15 protein-coding genes are annotated in these 18979 nt (G+C 60.3%); 5 read left to right on the forward strand and 10 right to left on the reverse strand.

Features of this window, described 5'->3' with window-relative positions; genetic code table 11:
* Nucleotides 1–331 precede the first annotated feature (331 nt).
* The gene (locus tag DVK07_RS18200) at nucleotides 332–1915 is read right to left on the reverse strand and encodes a transposase (protein ID WP_121598343.1); all 1584 of its coding nucleotides are present in this window, start codon (nucleotides 1913–1915) and stop codon (nucleotides 332–334) included.
* A gap of 193 nt (nucleotides 1916–2108) precedes the next feature.
* Between DVK07_RS18200 and DVK07_RS22380 the strand changes: the two genes are divergently transcribed.
* Nucleotides 2109–2498, forward strand: a complete 390-nt coding sequence (locus tag DVK07_RS22380) for a hypothetical protein (protein WP_147441210.1) — start codon at nucleotides 2109–2111, stop codon at nucleotides 2496–2498.
* A gap of 380 nt (nucleotides 2499–2878) precedes the next feature.
* Here DVK07_RS22380 and DVK07_RS22385 read toward each other — a convergent pair whose 3' ends face one another.
* Nucleotides 2879–3637: a hypothetical protein gene (locus tag DVK07_RS22385; RefSeq protein WP_147441211.1), complete on the reverse strand. Its 759-nt coding sequence runs from the start codon at nucleotides 3635–3637 to the stop codon at nucleotides 2879–2881.
* A 167-nt stretch (nucleotides 3638–3804) separates the two neighbouring features.
* Between DVK07_RS22385 and DVK07_RS22770 the strand changes: the two genes are divergently transcribed.
* Complete coding sequence (locus DVK07_RS22770) at nucleotides 3805–3945, forward strand: hypothetical protein (protein WP_158603178.1); 141 nt, start codon at nucleotides 3805–3807, stop codon at nucleotides 3943–3945.
* Between the two features lie 19 nt (nucleotides 3946–3964).
* Here the strand turns inward: DVK07_RS22770 and DVK07_RS18205 are convergent, their stop codons facing one another.
* The 4 genes from DVK07_RS18205 to DVK07_RS18220 form a co-directional block, all read right to left on the reverse strand.
* Entirely contained in the window at nucleotides 3965–4423 is a 459-nt protein-coding gene (locus tag DVK07_RS18205; protein ID WP_199719596.1) for a hypothetical protein, read from the reverse strand.
* On the reverse strand, nucleotides 4424–4633 hold the full coding sequence (locus DVK07_RS18210) for a hypothetical protein (RefSeq protein WP_121598344.1): 210 nt from the start codon (nucleotides 4631–4633) through the stop codon (nucleotides 4424–4426). It lies immediately after the preceding gene.
* Nucleotides 4623–5324 (reverse strand): hypothetical protein, encoded by a 702-nt coding sequence (locus tag DVK07_RS23415; protein ID WP_199719598.1) that lies wholly within the window; start codon nucleotides 5322–5324, stop codon nucleotides 4623–4625. Before DVK07_RS23415 ends, DVK07_RS18210 begins: the two co-directional genes overlap by 11 nt.
* A gap of 319 nt (nucleotides 5325–5643) precedes the next feature.
* Nucleotides 5644–6156, reverse strand: coding sequence for a GNAT family N-acetyltransferase (locus DVK07_RS18220; RefSeq protein WP_121598345.1), 513 nt, complete (start codon nucleotides 6154–6156; stop codon nucleotides 5644–5646).
* Nucleotides 6157–6729: 573 nt separating this feature from the next.
* Between DVK07_RS18220 and DVK07_RS18225 the strand changes: the two genes are divergently transcribed.
* The 3 genes from DVK07_RS18225 (at nucleotide 6730) to DVK07_RS18235 (ending at nucleotide 9800) form a co-directional block, all read left to right on the forward strand.
* The gene (locus DVK07_RS18225; protein ID WP_121598346.1) at nucleotides 6730–7956 is read left to right on the forward strand and encodes a Cdc6/Cdc18 family protein; all 1227 of its coding nucleotides are present in this window, start codon (nucleotides 6730–6732) and stop codon (nucleotides 7954–7956) included.
* A 192-nt stretch (nucleotides 7957–8148) separates the two neighbouring features.
* Nucleotides 8149–8529, forward strand: a complete 381-nt coding sequence (gene tnpA / locus DVK07_RS18230; RefSeq protein ID WP_121598347.1) for an IS200/IS605 family transposase — start codon at nucleotides 8149–8151, stop codon at nucleotides 8527–8529.
* Complete coding sequence (locus tag DVK07_RS18235; protein ID WP_121598348.1) at nucleotides 8526–9800, forward strand: RNA-guided endonuclease TnpB family protein; 1275 nt, start codon at nucleotides 8526–8528, stop codon at nucleotides 9798–9800. Before tnpA ends, DVK07_RS18235 begins: the two co-directional genes overlap by 4 nt.
* 69 nt (nucleotides 9801–9869) lie before the next feature.
* Here the strand turns inward: DVK07_RS18235 and DVK07_RS18240 are convergent, their stop codons facing one another.
* From DVK07_RS18240 to DVK07_RS18255, 4 genes are read right to left on the reverse strand one after another with little or no spacing between them, the layout of a single operon-like run.
* On the reverse strand, nucleotides 9870–12554 hold the full coding sequence (locus DVK07_RS18240) for a PEP/pyruvate-binding domain-containing protein (protein WP_121598349.1): 2685 nt from the start codon (nucleotides 12552–12554) through the stop codon (nucleotides 9870–9872).
* A gap of 4 nt (nucleotides 12555–12558) precedes the next feature.
* Nucleotides 12559–15264, reverse strand: coding sequence for a PEP/pyruvate-binding domain-containing protein (locus DVK07_RS18245; protein WP_121598350.1), 2706 nt, complete (start codon nucleotides 15262–15264; stop codon nucleotides 12559–12561).
* 49 nt (nucleotides 15265–15313) lie between these two features.
* Entirely contained in the window at nucleotides 15314–18001 is a 2688-nt protein-coding gene (locus tag DVK07_RS18250) for a PEP/pyruvate-binding domain-containing protein (RefSeq protein WP_121598351.1), read from the reverse strand.
* Entirely contained in the window at nucleotides 17998–18675 is a 678-nt protein-coding gene (locus DVK07_RS18255; protein WP_121598352.1) for a TetR/AcrR family transcriptional regulator, read from the reverse strand. Before DVK07_RS18255 ends, DVK07_RS18250 begins: the two co-directional genes overlap by 4 nt.
* Nucleotides 18676–18979 lie beyond the last annotated feature (304 nt).

Consider the following 18979-nt stretch of genomic DNA (forward strand, 5'->3'; position numbering starts at 1 on the left):
TTTAGGACATTCTCAAGTAGAATTCAATCGTGTCCCTGTAGGTTTTGATATGCTCTTTCAGTCATTCTGTTAGATCCTAGTTGTGAATAAAGAAGCCGTGAACGTTTCGTGTCGTTCGCAACTTAACAGACCCCTATAGTCCCACAGTTTCGGAGGATAGGCTAGTTTTGGATCGAATCGCCATCAAGTCGTGGTAATTCTCAGCAGTCGGGGAACGAGTTTGAATTTTTACTCTCGAACTACCGGATGAGCGTACGAAATTGCGTGGATTTTGGCGCTGCTGTATACGGTTGTCACTCTTGAGCGGCGGACCCAGCGAGAGCTCAGCCGATTAGTCGTGCGGGATCAACGCCGAGGCAACGAGCTCAACACACTCACCCGCAGTAATCACAGGTGCGTAGTCCATCTCGCCGTCGATGTCTGCTTTCAGCAGGAAGTCGGTGAGCCGCCAGATATTGTACAAAAGGACCGCGAACACGAAATAGAACAAACGAACGCGGTAGTCTTTCGAGGAGGTCTTCGCGAGAAAATCACCTTTGATCGATTTGTACTCACTCTCTATCTGCCACCGGCGGCTGTAACGCTGACAGAACGTCTCGGCTTCCTCGGGACTGACTCGAAGATTCGTCGCGAAGACGGCCGTTCCCTCTCCACTCGTCGACGGCACGTACAGGAGCCGCATTGGATGCGATCCAGATTCTACATGGACAGAAGCTGACTCGACAGCCACCTCTTGGTCGTCTTCCTCCATTTGTTCGAGTACATCCCGTTCGGAGCTGGAGACCCGCTTCGGAATGAGGTAATTCACATCGAGGTTTGAAAGCGTCTGGAACACTTGTATCGAATCGAACTCTCGATCACACAGCACTGTCTCGATTGGAACGTGCTCTTTCGCTCGCCGAACGAGCCGTCGCACAGTACGATGGATCTGATTCGATGGGTTGTCGTCCCACTCAGAGCTCTCTCGGACCGGCTCGACAGCTAAGATCAGCGGAATGTTCTGTCCGATTATCGAAAGCGTCGCAAATTTGAACGCTCGACCATCTCTGTCCTTCGTCCCGCTAACCATCGACATCCCTTCGACATCCCCGTAATAGGGGATGGTCGTGATGTCGATCGCCGCAGTGACTGGTCTCCGAAAAGATGCTTCAGAGGCGATCACGGAGAGCAAGCGATCCGTTGTCTCATTGAATCCGTTCACGAGCTCTTCGGGATCGAACTGTTTGACAGCGCGGAGGTGTGTGTCGCCGTGGGGTCCATAGTCCTTTCCGCGCCGGTACTGGAAGCGAGTCGCTCCCTGCGCGGTTCCGCACCGAACCATCCCCATGAACGTCTGTAGTTCAAAGAATTGTGTGTCCTCGTATGAGGCGTTCGACGCCCGACCAGAGTCGAAGTGTCCGTAGGCGTGATCACGCGCGAGGCGCGTGGTCTGGACAATCTCCTCCTGTGAGAAGGATTCGTCTTCTATTGGGCCTGTATCTTCTTGCGTATCGTCGACTATCTCTGTCTTAGGTCGCACCTCCGGCGCTGAGATGTTACGATCGTGGACCTCTTTGACAACGAAGTGGGCGGCAGCGTGGACGTATTCGTGGATCGCGTCATCGAATCGGTTCCGCCATGCCCGCGAGAACGCCGATTCGTCGGGCACTCGGCTGAAGCCGAGAATCGTGGCCACCTCTGGTTGTCGGAAAAGTCGTCGAGAGAACTCGGCGTACGAGTCACCCGTTATCTCCATGAACACGAACGAGAGCACCATCGCGCGAAAGGAGAGTGGCGCAGGATGCCACGCTGGATACCCGTCTTCGATCGCGTCAATCAAGTGATCGAGGTTCTCGAACGCGGTGACAAGCTCAGTTTCTTTGAGATCGTTCTGTATATCGATTCCTATCTGGTACGCTTCGCACAGAGAGCGCATTCGTGAACTCCCATCTTGAGGAAAACTGTTAGAGCAACTCATATGGCTCTGTTGAAATCCTCGACAATTGATAGTTTTGCGTGCTCAATCGTTCAGTACAGGGGCTCTACGAATTGTTCGATATAGGGAGCGGTCTGTGGTAGCTGTCTTATTACCCAGAAAACATTTTAATCGGCGACAGGGATCCTGAAGCATGAAAAGACGTTCATTCCTAGCTGTGGCAGGAGCTACTCTTACAGTCCTGACCGCTGGCTGTTCGGATGTTATATCCGACGAGCAGCAGCAAGAGTATGAATTTGGAATCTATAATGGTTCACAGGACTCTCATACGATTACAGTTCGAATTGGAAACTCTTTGGAGGGGCACTTTCAAGAAGAAATGTTCGAAATGGACGCTGAGACAGCCAACGAGAATGTACCAGTAGAGGATACGCCATCCCGGATCTATCTCGAAATAGACTCGTCTGAAGAGATGTCGTTTCCGTGGCCAGCGTCGAACAGCGAGTTGGGAAGTATAGCCTCGAAGGCAGACATCTGGTACGAACCGTCACTCGAACAGGAAATTCTGATTCAAGAGGCATAGAAGTTTAGCCCCACCCGATACGTATACACACCCACCTATCGGTTATTTCAGTAGCGATAGTGTCGAACCAATAGGATTTCAACAGAGCCATAACACCGAAAATCACTCACCCTCCCACTCTTCGGGAAACATTCCTGGAAGCGTGTGGTCCGGGAAAGTATCAGCAAGTATGTGTTTGACTTCGCGCTCAGTATCTTTCCCAATACCGTCTTTCCCGGTGAAAGCAAACACAGCCATTCCGATGTTGTGCGGGCTTGCACCCGACGTTTGCCGATCAATACGCCGGAGTTTCTGTTGTAGCTAATCGTGGGTCAGATCCTCATACACAAATTCTCTGAGGGCCGAATTCGTCTTGTTTCGTACAGATCCCATAGATGTAGCTACTGCTCACCAGTAGATACATCTGGAAGTTCAATCATTTCCGGAATATCCATTGAAACATTCTCGTGGCCGATAGAGTGAAACAGCGGCCTGAAGAGTTCTTTCACGCATTCTGTGCGGAGGTCATAGGTTGGTGGCACTTCGTCTTCGGTTGGGTCGGACCCTGACAATGAGAGAACAGGAGTTTGAATGTGGTCAGTAGTTATCGGAGACGTAGGAAGATCCGGATTGAATCGAGCGCCATCAAATCCGAGATAGGTTGCTGTTACAAGCACATTCTGGTCTTGCCGTCGGTCAGCAAGTAACGAGAGAATAGTCGCCAGATTGCCCGTGACTCCATTGACAAGCGAATTGTTTGGGATAAAGTAGTCGTCTCCTTTTTCGTAAGCCGCTCGGCCAGTAATAATCTCTATAACAGCATTTTCATACAGATTGATTTCTCGACCACCTTTCCCACGGCTCGGATCAGGATCGGTCGTCGAGGTGACCCGGTCCGCCATCATTTTCGGATGGTGTGGACGCTTGGAAGCAGAATGGAGACGTACCTCACGCTCCAGTAGCTCAGGAACCGGGAATCTCGTCGGGGCCTTAGAGAACGCCAACTTTGGAGCGAGGTGGATTACTGCGAGTGGATGCTCCTCGTCATGTCGTACGCTATGATTTGGGTCTACTCGATGTTCGTGAAACGCCGCGAAGCGATCAGTGTTGTCGAGGTATTCTCCCCGAATGTCTCGGATGGGCTGTCGGTTGGTGTACACAAACGAGAGTATATTCGGAATCGGATTAAGTGATGGCCGTATGGTGAAATTGATACGGAAGTTAGAACGGCAACTGCTCGTCTATTACACGTTTTGGTCGCGCCACTCGCCGGTCATCGGGTGATCGTACTCGTCGGGGGGAACCGACCCGTCCGCATGATCCAGTAATGCCCGTTCGCTTCGAGCGCGTCCTCGCGGGCGAGAGAATCATCGAGAAGTTCGTCGACGGCGTCGGCGTCGAGGCGATCGTCGTCGCCGGCGAGCTCGCGAAGCTACTCGCCAGACGCACCCGGATGGGCGGCGATTAGGTCGAGCAGCGCGTCGTACTCAGTTGTCGGCATGGACACCTGCCTCTGTATCGAGAGCCTGCGTGCGACGCGTCTCCAGCAGTCGCCGGGTATCCACGTCGGCGTCGAGCGGCGCCATGACGAGGAGGCCCGGCGCGGCGTGACACGGGAGGCCGTCGCCGGCCTCGAAGCCCGTCCCCGTCGTCGGAATCTGAACACGGTAGCCGTTCCCCGAGTGTTGAATCCGGGTGTCGATTCCACGGTGGATCGACTGGGTCTCGTTCGCCGCGAGCGCGACCAGCTCGGCGCGGTCGGCCATCGGGACGCGGTCGGTGTCGCGGTCAAGCACGAGGATCGCGTCGTCGAACCCGTACGCGACGACCGACGCGCGGTGGGTCGTGTCGCCGTCGGCGTCCTCCTCGACGAGGCCGGCGCTCCGGGCGGGCTTCGTCACTTGGAGTGCGAGTCCGTCGCCGGTGGCCGTCAGTTGGTTCGGCATCTACTCTCCACCCCGATTGATCGGCGTAGAGGAGGTATCTGCGGGTGATATCTTGGTCGACCACTTGTACACGTTGTAGCAGGGCTCACAGAGCGCGCGTTCGTACGGGTTGTCGATATCGTGCGGATTGTACGCTGAGAGGAACCACTTCGCCTCGCGGTGGCACCCGTCGGTCTGACAGCCAGCGGGGTAGTCGTCGTCACTCTCCATCGTCCACCTCCTGAATCGTCGCGATCGTCCCGAGCGCCGGGTACTCCCACCGGACCAGTTCGTCGTCCTCAACGTGCTGGACCGCGGCGTGGAGGGTTGGCGTCCCCCAACCGTCGTCCGTCTCGACGACAGCGATTACGCCGACATCTGTTGGGTAGCGGTCGGGTTTCAAACCAACGTCCGGCACCGAATCGAATTCAATGGTACGCTCGAAGTACCCGCTTCCCTCGTCGTACTCTTCAACGGGCTCGTACGTCGAATCGAGAGCGGTCACCTCGAAGGTCCGCTCGTCGTCGAGGGTGACGTGGTACGTCGGTGACTCCATCCGGGTCTCGAACAGCGCCGCAACCACGTCCTCCCGCTCGACGTTGCGCGTCTCGACGTGATACACGTAGCCGGTGTCGGGCGGGCCATGAACCTCCTCGATCGCGTCCCACCACTGCGCGGGCGTTCCGAAGCCCGACCGAAACGCCCACTCGTCGCGAAGGCTGTCGGGACTCGGGTCGTCGATGGACGCGACTTGCTCGACGGTGACGTCGACGAGCTTCTCGCCGGTGCGTGTCGCCCGCGCCCAGGTGTCGCCAGTCGTCCGGTCGCTCGTCCGGAACGTGTAGACCTCGCCGTTGTCGAGGAGCTGTTCGCGTGTCCGCTGATTCCCGAAGATGATCGGACCGACGTGGCTACTCGCCATCAATACGCCCTCCGAATCCGCTGCTGCTTTCGTCCATGTGTGGTCACCTACGCGCTGCGAGTCTCCCCCGCTTCGCTCGCATGTTACTATAGTATAGTAACCGAAAAGCATACCGGCGGAAACGCGGTTCCCACCCGGACAGTCGTTACAGGTCTTTTGCCCACACAACGCCAGAACACAAACAGGTACGGTCGTCGGAGGGCCACACGCCGCAGGCTGGACACGCGTCGCGCTCGCCTTCGTAAAGTCGTTCAAACCGCTCCACTGGGGCGAACCCGGATGCCTCGAACAACGGCCGACTCGTTCGTGCCTCGTGTTTTCAACCGTACGCGAACGCCATCTCGGCGCCTTGGTCGCGAGCCCACCGGAGCCGGGCTTCAAACAGCCGACGGCCGAGTTCGAGCCCGCGCCACGCCTCGTCGATGACTCCGAACCAGAGCCACGCGTTGCGGTCGCCCGCGAGCGCGGCAGCGTCGAAGCGGCCGTCGGGCAGATCGTCGATGGTTTGCTCACGCGACTTGATCGTCACGAAGCCGCCACCGATATGCACGCGACCGTTGCGATCGGGTGGGTCGTGTTCGGCGACGACAGGGTACACGTCGAGGTCGTCAGCGTCCTCGACCTCCCACCCGGCGACCGGACAAAGCGGCAACGGGAGCCTCCCCGAGGAGTACCGGTGGCCGTGCTCGTACTCGGTGCTGAACCAGCGTGACCAGAGGTGCGCGAGATAGAACGCGTCCCGCTCGCCGGCGGCCTCGCGAACGGTGACGTGCTGGATCGGGTCATCGACGGCGGTCGTGGCGGTCGCCCTGGTCGGGTGGTCAACACCCATCGTCCTCACCGCGCGCGACGCTGGTCGGAGTAGGGGGTTGTGCTCGCATACGTGATTGTCCGGGAAGAGAGGCTAAAAAGACGGTGCGTGGCAACCAACGCACCTCTCGTCGATATCCAACAGACCCCCCATTTCCGCATAATCGAAGGCGCCACATGCCATGACAGCACACAACCGGAGACACACCCCTCGTTTCCGCATTATTCACCCGGTTATTTGGAGGGCCTCAATAGCGACACCCCACGAGTGGTATACTTAAACCGTGTTCACACGCCAGTATCGAATTGTCTAATAGTGCTGTTTGTTGGTGTCTCCAGCCTACAACACAACAACAAAAATACATTAAACAAAAGATATATAATAATGTGACAAGAGCAAGACGAGATTATCAGGGAGCGGGTGGTTAGGTGTCGAGACAGACACTCTAGCACCCCCACGCCTACTGACGAAGATTATGCGGAAACGAGGTGTGGGAGTGGTATATAAAACCCGACTTATGGGGAAGTTCGGGAAAATGCGGAAGGTGGGGTTTTATAACTAAATGTGTGTGTGATACTCGTAAGGTAGAGCCCCATGTCGCTGTTTGAAACCGACACTAACGTCTTCGAGAACGAGCGCGCGTTGATGGAGGAGTGGGTTCCTGATCGCCTCCCGGAGCGCGAGCCCGAATTAGAAGAGATCGCGAAGAGTTTTCGAACAACGATCCGCTCCGGGATCGAGCCGAAGAACGTCCTCATTTCCGGGAAGACCGGGCAGGGAAAGACCGTCACCGCCCGTGTCGTGTTGGAGGAACTCCACAACTACTGCCAAGAGAAAGATATCGACCTCCGGACGTTCGAGGTGTCGCTGAAAGACGTGAATACCGCCTACCAGTCCGTCGGGAAGATCCTCACCGAGATCGAGCCCGAAACGACAGAGCGACCAAAGGGACTCTCGCTCACCGATCTCAATGAGCGAATGTTCCGCCGGCTTGACGAAATTGGTGGGTACATCGTATTCTTCCTCGACGAAATCGACAACCTCGGATCTGACGACGACCTGTTGTACCAGCTCCCACGGGCGCGATCGAACGGGAAAATCACGAACGCCCACCTCTCGATCATCGGCATTTCGAACGACCTCCAGTTCAAACAGGACCTATCCGCAAAAACGAAGGACAGCCTCTATGAGAACGAGGTTCACTTCGATCCATACGACGCCGACGAACTGCGGTCTATTCTGTACGACCGTGTCGACACCGCGTTCAAACCGGATGCAGTCGATGACGGCGTGGTCGGACTGGCGGCCGCGTGGACGGCAAAGGACACCGGCTCTGCAAGACAGGCGATTCGCCTCCTCCATGAAGCCGGAGATATCGCCTGCGTTGAGGGAAGCGATATCGTTACCGAGGCGCACCTCGACGATGCCCGAGACGAACTGGAAGAGGTAAACATCGTCAACAAGCTCAAGGATCTGACGATCAACGATCAGGCGCTCTTGATGGCGCTGGCGATACTCGAATCCCGTGGGGACACGCCGGCGCGGACGAAAGAGGTCTATTCGGAGTACAAACGCGTCGCTGACGCGATCGGGACGAACCAGCTCACGTCGCGGAGTATCCGTGACAAGCTCACGAATCTTGATACGTACAATCTGGCAATGACCCACAAGCGGAAAGGCGGCGTGCAGGGTGGAGATTACTACCTCTCGGAACTCCGCGTGAACCTCGATTCGCTACTGGAAGGGTTCGAGCACGTTGCGGACTTTGACGGGATCGTACAAGACGTAGATACGTTTAGTCGGCAGAGTACGCTGTCGTAGAGAGTGTTTTCGGGGCGGCGACTCGTTGCTGTCGCGATCGTGTTCGGAGAGGTCGTTTACGGAAAATTCGAGGCGAAAGCCTCGCTCTTCAGGGCGGCGATGAAGCCGACCAACGGTATTCAACCGCCGACGAGGGCATAGACGGGGTTCCAACGCTATCTTTAACCCGTTCGACCATGATAGTATACATAGATAGTGAAGAGTACCCGTCATGCGAAATACGAACTCTACTACCACATAGTGTTCGTGCCGAAATATCGGCGTTCGCAACTGACGGGGAAGACGAAGGAACGTCTCGAAACCATCTTCGCGGAAATCTGTGAAGACAAGGGCCTCGGACTGGCCGAGTCCGAGGTCATGCCCGATCACGTACACCTGTTCATCGGGAGTCCCCCCAAGAACGCCCCGTCACTCATCGTCAACTGGGTCAAGGGCATCTCCGCCCGCAAGTACAACCAACGCTACGACGACCGCGTGAAGTGGACTCGTTCGTACTACGTCGGTACGGCAGGTAGTGCCTCGAAGGGCGCTGTTGAACGCTACATCGCTGAGCAGGAAAGTGACGACGAATGAAGCGCGTCAACACCTTCGAGGTGGTTCCACAGACCGAGAACGACAAAGAGTGCCTTCGACGGCTACTCGACGCCTCCGCCTCTCTATGGAACGAACTAACCTACGAACGCCGTCAGAACTACTTCGGTGACGGCGACGTATGGGACACCTCCGAATACCGAGGGCGCTACAACGGCGTCGTCGGAAGTGCGACCGTTCAACAGGTCACACGCAAGAACAGCGAAGCGTGGCGGTCGTTCTTCGCGCTCAAGGAGAAAGGCGAGTACGCCAACCCACCGTCGTACTGGGGCAACGAGGATGACGGACGCAAACTCCGCACCTACATCCGATGCAACCAGTACACGATTGAGTGGGGAAAGCGTAGCCGTCTCGAAATCCCTGTCGGGCAAGAACTGAAAGACGAATACGGACTCGGCTACCACGAACGACTCCGCCTCGAAGTCCGAGGCAACCCGAAGTGGGACGGCAAACAGGGTCGTCTGGAACTTGCGTACGACGAGGTGAGCGACACGTTCAGGGCTTTTCAACCAGTCACTGTACCTGATTCTCGACTGGATTCACCACTGGCTTCCGAAGAAGCCGCCCTCGACGTTGGCGCGAACAATCTCGTCGCCTGTTCCACGACTACTGGGAACCAGTACCTCTACGACGGACGGGAGTTGTTCGGACGGTTCTGCGAGACGACCGACGAAATCGCCCGCCTACAGTCAAAACTCCGAGAGGGTCGCTACTCCTCGAATCGGATTCGACAGCTGTACCGACAGCGGACGAAGCGCCGTGACCACGCACAGAACGCGCTGGTGCGCGACCTCGTTGAACGGCTGTACGACGAGGGGGTGGCGACGGTGTACGTGGGCGACCTGACCGACGTTCTGGAAACACACTGGTCGGTCAAGGTGAACGAGAAGACGCACAACTTCTGGGCGTTCAAGAAGTTCATCCACCGTCTCGCGTGTGTCTGTGAGGAGTACGGTATTTCTCTGGAAGCCGAGTCGGAAGCGTGGACGAGCCAGACGTGTCCCGAGTGTGGCGACCAAGAGGAGACGGTTCGCCACGGGGATACGCTAACGTGTCCGTGTGGCTTCGAGGGGCACGCCGACCTCACGGCGTCAGAGACGTTCCTTCGAGAAAACAGCGATAGCGAAATCAGGCCGATGGCACGGCCCGTGCGATTCGAGTGGGACGACCACGAGTGGTCGGGGAAACCATACCCTCACGAAAGTCCCAAAGAAGTGCGCACGAACCCGCAAATTGCCTCCGTGGGCCGGTAGCCGAACCCCCAACGGAGGAATCCTCGCGCTCTAGCGCGGGGAGGATGTCAACGGTAGATATTCAAACTGCTATTCATCCGATTGGTCGTCGAGTATCGCGACAGTACCTTCTGTGCCGTCAACGCGGATGCGCTGACCATCGGCTATCAGTTCCGTCGCGTTGGTCACAGACACGACCGCAGGCAGGCCGTACTCGCGAGCGACCAACGCCCCATGGGTCAGTCGTCCACCGATTTCGGTGACGACCCCGCCCGCGGTTGCGAACAACGGCGTCCAGGCGGGGTCCGAGGACGGACAGACGAGGATGTCGCCGGACTGGAGGTTTGCGTTCGCCGGGTCGTGGACGATTCGGGCTGTGCCCTCAATGATGCCCGAGGAGACGCCCGTTCCGACCAACGTGTTCGCACCGACGTCCTTGCGCTCGGCGCGGGGAATCTCTCCTTCACTGGTGATGAGGGGTGGCACGTCAATCCGCTTGTGACGCTCGTGGTCCCGTCGACGCACGTCGATATCCGGCAGGTCACCGGATGGATCGTCGATGAGCGCGAGCAGCTCATCCCTGCGGAGGAACCACACGTCGTCGGCTTCGGTTAGCACGCCTTCGGCCACGAGATGTTCGCCTACCCGCTGGAGGGCTTCGTGCCACGCCGCGAACAGGTGTGCCGAGGCGTGCTTCGGTTCATCGCGCAGGTGGATGTGACTCCGGTAGGTCCGAATGAGGTGGCTTGTGAGTGGCCGTCGAACTGGGCCGAAGAGCCCACGCCGCGCGTTCGCCTGCAGTTCGTCGATTGCGTCCTGTGCCTGTCGCTTCCGCTCGTGCAGACGCTCGCGATGGGCTCCTTTTTGTTCCCCGATGAGGTTCCCGCGGACGATACCGATCGGGGTGGCGGGGTCGTCGCGCCACCGGGGGCGACTCGGGTCGAACTCGCCCGCCGCGCGGTGACCGAAGTCGTCGAGAAACGCTTCGAATTCTTCGACGAACGGTCCACTTCCCTCGATTTCGCGAATCTTTTCGTACGGCTGTTCGTCGAGTATCGCTTGCTCGACTGCCGGGGTCTCTCGTGCGAGATCAGCGAGGTCACCGAGTGCAAGCGTCATGCGTGTGCCCACTTCCTGTTCGGCCCCTCTCGCGGCCGCGTCGACGAGCGTGGCATCCACACCGGTGAGAACCCGTTTGAGCAGTCCGCCAGCGACCGGGCCGACGATAACCCGCACCGACTTCGGCGACATCTCGAAGAGGAACTCGGCCGGGAACCCCGCGAACACGTTCTCGACTAATTCGTTCGGGCCTTCGGCGTCGAGGACCTGCGCTTCTTGTGCCTTCGCCCACGCATTGAACTCGGCCACGTACTCTTCAGTGCCGGCTGCACCGCGGAAGAACGGGATCACACCCTCTCGGACCATCCCTGGCGTCATCCCCACGACGAGTGGGAGTGCGCCGGCGAGCTTACGGAGGACGGTTGGCAGGCTCGAAACGGAGAACTCGCCGCCGAACTCCTCGCGTCGCTCGTCGAGGAGTCGGACAGTTCCCTCGGCGGCGGACTCGCTCATCACGCTGATCGACTCGACGATGCCGTCGCGTGCGATGCCGAACCCGAGGAAGGGTGTGATGTCGAGATACACCCGTCCTTCCGTTCTGGTGACCCATGCGCGGTCGCCACCGGCGTACTCGTTCAACATTCCCCCGTAGACCGTCTCCCAGACATCGAGCGCGAGCGGTGGCATCGGATCGGTCATCGCTTGTGCGTGACCCATACTCAGGTAGATGTGTAACCGGTCGTCGTCGGGACGCGGTTCCGGGAGTGAGACCAAGGAGGTGATGGGCCGGGACTGCAGGATCACAAACTCACCATCTGCGAGCGCCCACTCGATGTCCTGTGGCTCGCCGAACAGCGTCTCGATTCGGGTGCCGAGGTCGACGAGCGTCCGAAGCTGTGACTCCGAGAGTACCTGTTCGCGCCGCCGCTCCTCGGTCGTCTCCTCGGTTTCTGTTCCGGCGTCGGTAAGGCGTCGTTCGGTCGCTTTCTCGCCGATGTCGTAATCGAGTATCTCACCCGTTGCCTTGTCGATGCGGGCATTGTCCGCGCTCACTTCACCCGAGACGACCGTCTCACCGAGGCCGTAGGTCGCCTCCACGGAGGCGACGCCCCGCTTCCCGCTGTCGGGGTCGGCGGTGAACAGGACACCCGCGGCGTCGGCGTCAGCCATCTCCTGGACGACGACCGCCATCTCAACCGCTGAATGAGAGATACCGTTGCGGGCACGGTAGGCGACGGCACGGTCGGTGAAGAGGCTCGCCATGCAGTCACGAATCCGGTCGAGGGCATCGTTCGTGGACACACCGAGAGATGTGTCGTGTTGGCCCGCGAAACTCGCACTCGGTAGGTCTTCGGCGGTCGCCGACGACCGCACGGCGTATGAGGTATCGGCGGTGAGCACGTCGGTGATCGACCGTTCGACCTCCTCGGAGAACTCCTGCTTGCGAACGAGCGAGCGAATTTCCTCGGCCGTCGCTGCGAGGGCCTCGGTGTCGGTTTCGTCGAGTGCCTCCAACTCGGCGATGGCGTCGCGGAGTTCCGACGTGTCGATCAGCGAGCGATACGCCTCGGTCGTGACGGCAAATCCCGACGGAACCGACAAGCCGGCCCCGACGAGTTCGCCCAAGTTCGCGCCTTTCCCGCCCGCGAGGGCGAGATCGCCGCGTCCGAGTTCACCGAAGCGTTTCGTGTACGTAGTTGGGATTTCTGTTGTCATTGATTCAGTTGCTTCCGGTTTCCTCGTCGAGTATCTCGACGGTGCCCCGCGAGCCGTCGATTCGAATCCACTGACCGGTTTTGATTTTCTCGGTCGCGTTCCGGACGGAAACGACGGCTGGCAGGCCGTACTCGCGGGCGACGAGCGCGCCGTGGCTGACGCGGCCGCCGACCTCGACGACCATTCCTGCGGCGTTGAGGAATAACGGCGTCCACCCCGGGTCGGCCGAGGGCGCAACGAGAATCTCGCCGCCCTCGACGGTAGCTTCCGTCGGGTCGTGTACCACCCTCGCCGGCCCTTCGACAATCCCTGTCGAAACGCCGGTGCCGAGAAGCGCTCCATCGGGAACGTCCGTCCGATCGATCGCTCCACGGGGCATCTCACCCTCGCTCGTGAGCAGCGGCGGTTCGTCGAGCGTGTCGTAGAAAGCTACCTCCCGCCGCCGAGCCTCGATATCGGCCTCGATTGGGTCGCCGTCGAGCGCGGCGAACAGTTCCTCCTTGTGCAGGAACCAGACGTCCTCGGGACGGTCAAGAACGCCCTCGGTCGCGAGATGACGCCCGCTGTCGAGCAAGGCCTCACGCCAGCTGGCGAAGCCCTCTGCGGCGTAGTGTTTGGGGTACTCACGGGTGTAGATCGTGTCCCGGTAGGTCTCGATGATCTTCCGAACGACGCGTCTCCTGACCGGCCCGAGGAGTCCGTGATCAGCCCGTGCTTCGAGTTCGTCGGCGGCACGTTCCGCCTCGACGGCTAACTCGCGTACTCGCTCGCGATGCTCGCCAGCGTCCTCGTTCGTCAGGTTCGCCCGGACCGTACTGAGCAGCGTCGCCGGGTTCTCGCGCCAGCGCGGGCGGCTCAAGTCGAGTTCGCCCGTCGCCCGATGGCCGAAGTCCTCCAAGAAAGCCTCGAAGGCCGCTTCGAATTCCTCGCCACCCTCGACGGTCGAAATCTCTTCGAGCGAGGCTCCGTTCCGGAGGGCGTCGGCGACGGCGGGGTGTTCGCGGGCGACGTCCGCGATGTCGCCCAACCCGAGGTTGATTCGGGTCACGACGTCGCGCTCGAAGCCCCTCCCCACCTTGTTCACCGTCTCGGGGTCGTCGGCAAACGTCCGGTTCATCCAGGTGTCGATACCGAAGGCGAGGTACAGCGGCATGGCCCTCGGATACGCTGCGACCATGAAGGACTTGATGTCCCCGAACGTGAACACCGCCCGAGCGCGCTCCGCGGGCGAGTTCGCCGTCGTCACTCCGTCCGGGACGAACGACTCCGCAAAGACGCCCCACGTCTCGTCTAACTCCTCGACCGTCGGCGGTCCCTGGAACGCGTCGAGTGCTCCGACGGCGAACGCCGGGGCGACCGCAACCGCGAGGCCGCCGACCCGTCGCGTCGCCCCGGCGAGCGCCGGCAACGAGGAAAGCGAGAGCCCCTCGCGCTCAAACTCCTCCGGGCGGCGTTCGATCAACTCGCGCATACCCGCTGCCGCCGGTTCGCTCACCGCGCCGATTACTCCGAGCAGCGGATCGCGCAGCCGCTTGACCCGGAGTGCGGGGGTGAGGTCGATGTAGATCCGACTGCCGGCGGTCACCACCGGCGTCGGCCAGAACGGACCGAAGCCGAACTGTGAGATGACGCCGCTCATCCAGGTCTTCCAGAAGTCCTGCACCAGCGGCGGCATTGCCTCGGACATCGCCTGCATGTGGCCCATACTCAGGTATACGTGCAGGCGGTCGTCCGCCGGCATCGGGTCGGGTAACGGGAACAGCGAGGTGATGGGCCGAGATTGCACTATCTGAAACCCACCGTCCGAAAGTGCCCACTCGATGTCCTGTGGCTCGCCGAACAGCGTCTCGATTCGGGTGCCGAGGTCGACGAGCGTCCGAAGCTGTGACTCCGAAAGCACCCGTTCTGTTCGCTGCTCGGCGGAGAGTTCGACTCGTTCGGTGTCGCTCGCGCCTCCTCGGCTCGGACGGATCGCGATCTCCTTCTCGCCGACTGCATAGTCGATGATTTCTCCGGTACTCTTCTCTACTCGGGCGTGATCCGGGGTGACCTCGCTCGCGACGACTGCCTCGCCGAGCCCGAAGCTCGCGTCCACGGTCGCAACTGTTCGGTTTCCGCTGTCGGAGTCGGCGGTAAACAGCACGCCTGCCGCATCGGCATCGACCATCTCTTCGACGACGACCGCCATCGCGACATCGGCGTGAGCGATACCGTTGCGGGCACGGTATGCGACCGCCCGGTCGGTGAACAGGCTCACCATACAGTCTCGAACGCGCTCGAGAACGTCTTCGGGGGCCACGCCGAGATACGAGTCGTGCTGGCCCGCGAACGACGCGCTCGGGAGGTCCTCCGCGGTCGCCGACGAACGAACCGCGTAGGTGACGCCCTCCGTACGACATGTGATTTCGAGTGCCTCGTCGACCGCTTCTTCGACATCCGCCGCGAACGCCCGCTCTCTCAGCAACGAGCGGAGTTCGCTGGCGCCATCGGTCAGTGCCTCGGTGTTCGTTCTCTCAATGGAGTCGAGCCGGTCGATTGCCTCCCGAATCGCTGGGGTATCGACGAACGCCTCGTAGGCGTCAGTCGTGACGACGAACCCTGACGGAACAGGGAGTCCTGCTTGGACGAGTTCGCCGAGGTTCGCGCCCTTGCCGCCCGCGAGCGCGAGGTCGTCGGCGGTGAGGTCATCCAGTCGGATCGTGTAGGCCATGGTGGGTTCGAGTGTCATCGGTGTGTAGTTCGTGTTCTGTGGTCGTCGGTTAGTCCTCGAGCAGTTCCACGACTCCATTGGTCCCATCGACACGGATACGCTGGCCGTCGGCGATCTGTTCCGTCGCTCCGGCCACGGAGACGACCGCGGGGAGGCCGTACTCGCGGGCGACGAGCGCACCATGCGTAAAGCGCCCGCCGACCTCGGCGACGAGACCACCCGCGGTCGCGAACAGCGGCGTCCAGGCTGGGTCGGTCGACGGACAGACGAGGATGTCCCCGGTGGTCAGGTCTGCCTTGCTGGGGTCGTGGACGATTCGGGCCGTCCCCTCGATGGTTCCCGCCGAGACGCCTGTCCCGAGGAGAACGTTCTCCCCGACATCAGGACGTTCCGCCCGGGGAATCTCTCCCTCGCTGGTGATGAGCGCCGGTATGTCGACGCGCTTCTGGCGTTCGTGTTCGCGACGTCGCCCCTGAATGTCGGGTAGGTCGCCGGACGGGTCGTCGAGAAGCGCGAGCAGCTCCTCGTGGTGGAGATACCAGACGTCGTCTGCGGCGTTGAGCGCACCCTCGCTGACGAGGTGTTCGCCCGCCTGTTGGAGCGCGTCGTGCCACGCCGCGAACAGGTGGGCGACCTCGTGTTTCGGTTCGTCGCGTAGGTGGATGTACGCCCGATAGGTACTCAGGAGTCGGTCAACGAGTCGACCGCGGAGTGGGCCGAGGAGGCCGGACCGAGCGTTCGATCTGAGTTCCTCGACAGCCGCCTTCGCCTCTCGTTTGCGTTCCTGGAAACGCTCTCGGTGCGCTCCCTTCTCGTCGGCGATGAGGTTCCCACGGACGATTCCTAACAGGGCGGAGGGGTCGTCGCGCCACCGGGGGCGGCTGGGGTCGAACTCGCCTGCCGCGCGGTGACCGAACTCCTCGAGGAACGCCTCGAACTCGGTACCGAACGCTTCGCTCCCGTCGATGTCTCGAATCGCTTCGTACGACTGTTCGTCGAGTATCGCCTGCTCGACTGCTGGAGTCTCCCGCGCGATATCGGCGAGGTCACCGAGTGCGAGCGTCATGCGCGTGCCGATGTCCGACTCGACGCCCCGTCCGGCCGACGCGACGAGGTCGGCGTCCGCACCGGGAACCACTCGCTCGATGATGCCGCCGGCCAACGGACCGACGACGACACCCATCGCCTTCGACTTCATCTCGACGAGTGCGTCGCCGGGGAAACCTGCGAAGGTGTTCTCGACCAGTTCGCGCGGGTCGTCGGTGTCGAGAACGGTCGCTTCCAGTTCACGTCCCCACTCGCGGAACCACTCGCTGAACTCCTTGGCTCCGTTCGCACCCTTCAGAAAGGGACCGACCGTCGCAGGGATTATCTCCACACCCCATTGTGCGACAGTCGGAGCCGATCCGACAGTGGCACGGATCGCTCTCGGGACCGACGAGAGTGACCGATTGCCGCGGAACTCCGAACGCCGTTCGTCGAGCAGTCGAGCGGTGCCCTCGCCGGCCGGTTCGCTGATCGAACTGACGGTTCGTACTATCACACCCCGTCCAACCCTGTTTCTGAGAACAGGGGTGATGTCGATGTAGATCCGTCCGGTCGTTCTGGCTGCCCATGCGCCGTCGGTTCCGAGCATGTCGTTTATCGTATCTCCGTAGACGGCCGTCCAGAAGTCGAGTGCGAGTGGCGGCATCGGGTCGGTCATCGCTTGCCCATGGCCGACGCTCAGATAGACGTGTAGCCGTCCGTCGGTGGGACGAGGCTCTGGAACTCCGATTAGCGAGGTAACCGGCCGGGATTGGAGAACCACGAACTCGTCATCTACCAGTGCCCACTCGATGTCCTGTGGATAGCCGAACAGCGCCTCGATACGGGTGCCGAAGTCGACGAGCGTCCGAAGCTGTGAGTCCGAGAGGACACGACGTCCACGACGTTCAGCACCCGTGCTCGTGGCGTCGGTTCCCGATTCGGCTGCCACGTGCAGTTCGGTCGCCTTCTCACCGACATCGTAGTCGAGCACCTCGCCGGTCTCCTTGTTGACGCGGGCGTTGTCGGCGCTCACCTCGCCGGAGACAACCGTGTCGCCCAGTCCGAAGGTGGCATCGACCGAGGCGATTTTTCGGCTGTTCGTGTCGGGGTCGGCGGTAAACAACACGCCCGCCGCGTCGGCGTCGGCCATCTCTTGGACGACGACGGCCATCTCGACTGTTGAGTGGGCGATGTCGTTGCGGGCACGGTAGGCGACGGCGCGGTCGGTGAACAGGCTCGCCATACAGTCGCGAATCCTGTCGACGACATTGTCGGCGGGGACGCCCAGATGAGTGTCGTGTTGGCCGGCGAACGACGCGGTCGGGAGGTCTTCAGCCGTCGCCGACGAGCGCACTGCGTAGGTCTTGCCGGTCTCGGCGTCGCTATCGAGTGCATCGATGACCGCGCGTTCGACTGCTTCGTCGAACGACCGCTGCTGGATGAGCGACCGAATCTCGACCGCTGTCGCCGCTAGTGCGTCGGCGTCGGCGGTGTCGAGTGAATCGAGTCGCTCGATCAGTTCCTGAATCTCCGCGTCGTCGGTGAATGCTCGGTACGCGGCGGTCGTCACGACGAATCCGGGCGGGACTGGCAATCCTGCGTGAACGAGGACGCCGAGATTCGCGCCTTTGCCGCCGGCGAGCGCGAGGTCGTTTCTTCCGATCTCTTCGAACCACTGTACGTAACTCTGTGTCTGGTGTAGCGTCATCGGGTACTCCGTCCGTCTCTGGTCGACTGGGGCTGTTCTTCGTCTGTCCGCGTCTCGGATGCGGCCGGGGTCGGTTTCGAATCGATAGTCAATCCCGAGGCGACGCTCTCGACAAGCGTGTCACGGACTGCGGGATAGAGTTCGTCGCCGAACTCTTCTCGATATAGTGCAACGAACGCGGCAGCATTGATCGCCCCAGTGATCGCTCTGGGGTCACCGTCGGCGAGCTGTCCGTCCGCTTGCCACGCTTGGACGTACGGGAGGAGGTATCCGAGCTCCTGTTCGCGTTGTTCGTCCAGTTCGTCCTCCGAGAACTCCTGGACCAGTCGCTCCCAGTCATCTTCGAGGATGAGTTGCTGGATGAGCGGATTCGTCTCGATTTCCTCGATGGTGAGTCGGAGATACGCGGTAATCCCTTCCTGCGGACCCGACGCGTCGGCGAGCAGCTCGTCGACACTGTCGGCGAACGCCTCCTGCTCTCGGGTCAGGATTTCGAGGTAGAGCCGTTCTTTCGAGTCGAAAAAGTGGTAGAACGTCCCGTCGGCGATACCGACCGGATCGGTGAGGTCCGAGATGGTCGTCTTCTTGAGACCGTAGCGAGCGAACAGCTTCCGGCCGGTATCGAGCAGTTCGTTCCGGATGTACGTCCGTTTCTCGTCGCTGAAGCCGGCCATCATTTCCGTTCCGGCCCCGTTTCAGGACTTTCGCGCACGTCACCGTAGTACTTCGTCAGATCGTCGGTCTGAATCGCTGGCATGAATTTTCTTACTGAACGTTCGTTTAGCAACAATATGAATCTATCGTTCGTTTATTCATATATTCTCCACGAGGAGATATCCGGCTCTTTCGGTCGATTTCGGTCGGTCTGAGTAGGCTTTATGAGGCTACCGGCCACCTGTCCGGTATGTTTTTCACGGAGTCTTCGACCCGTACATTACGGAGTACCTCTCGCTCGGCGAACAGTTCGTGGAGTTCGCG

The sequence above is a fragment of the Halorubrum sp. Atlit-26R genome (assembly GCF_003666015.1).
Taxonomy (GTDB): domain Archaea; phylum Halobacteriota; class Halobacteria; order Halobacteriales; family Haloferacaceae; genus Halorubrum.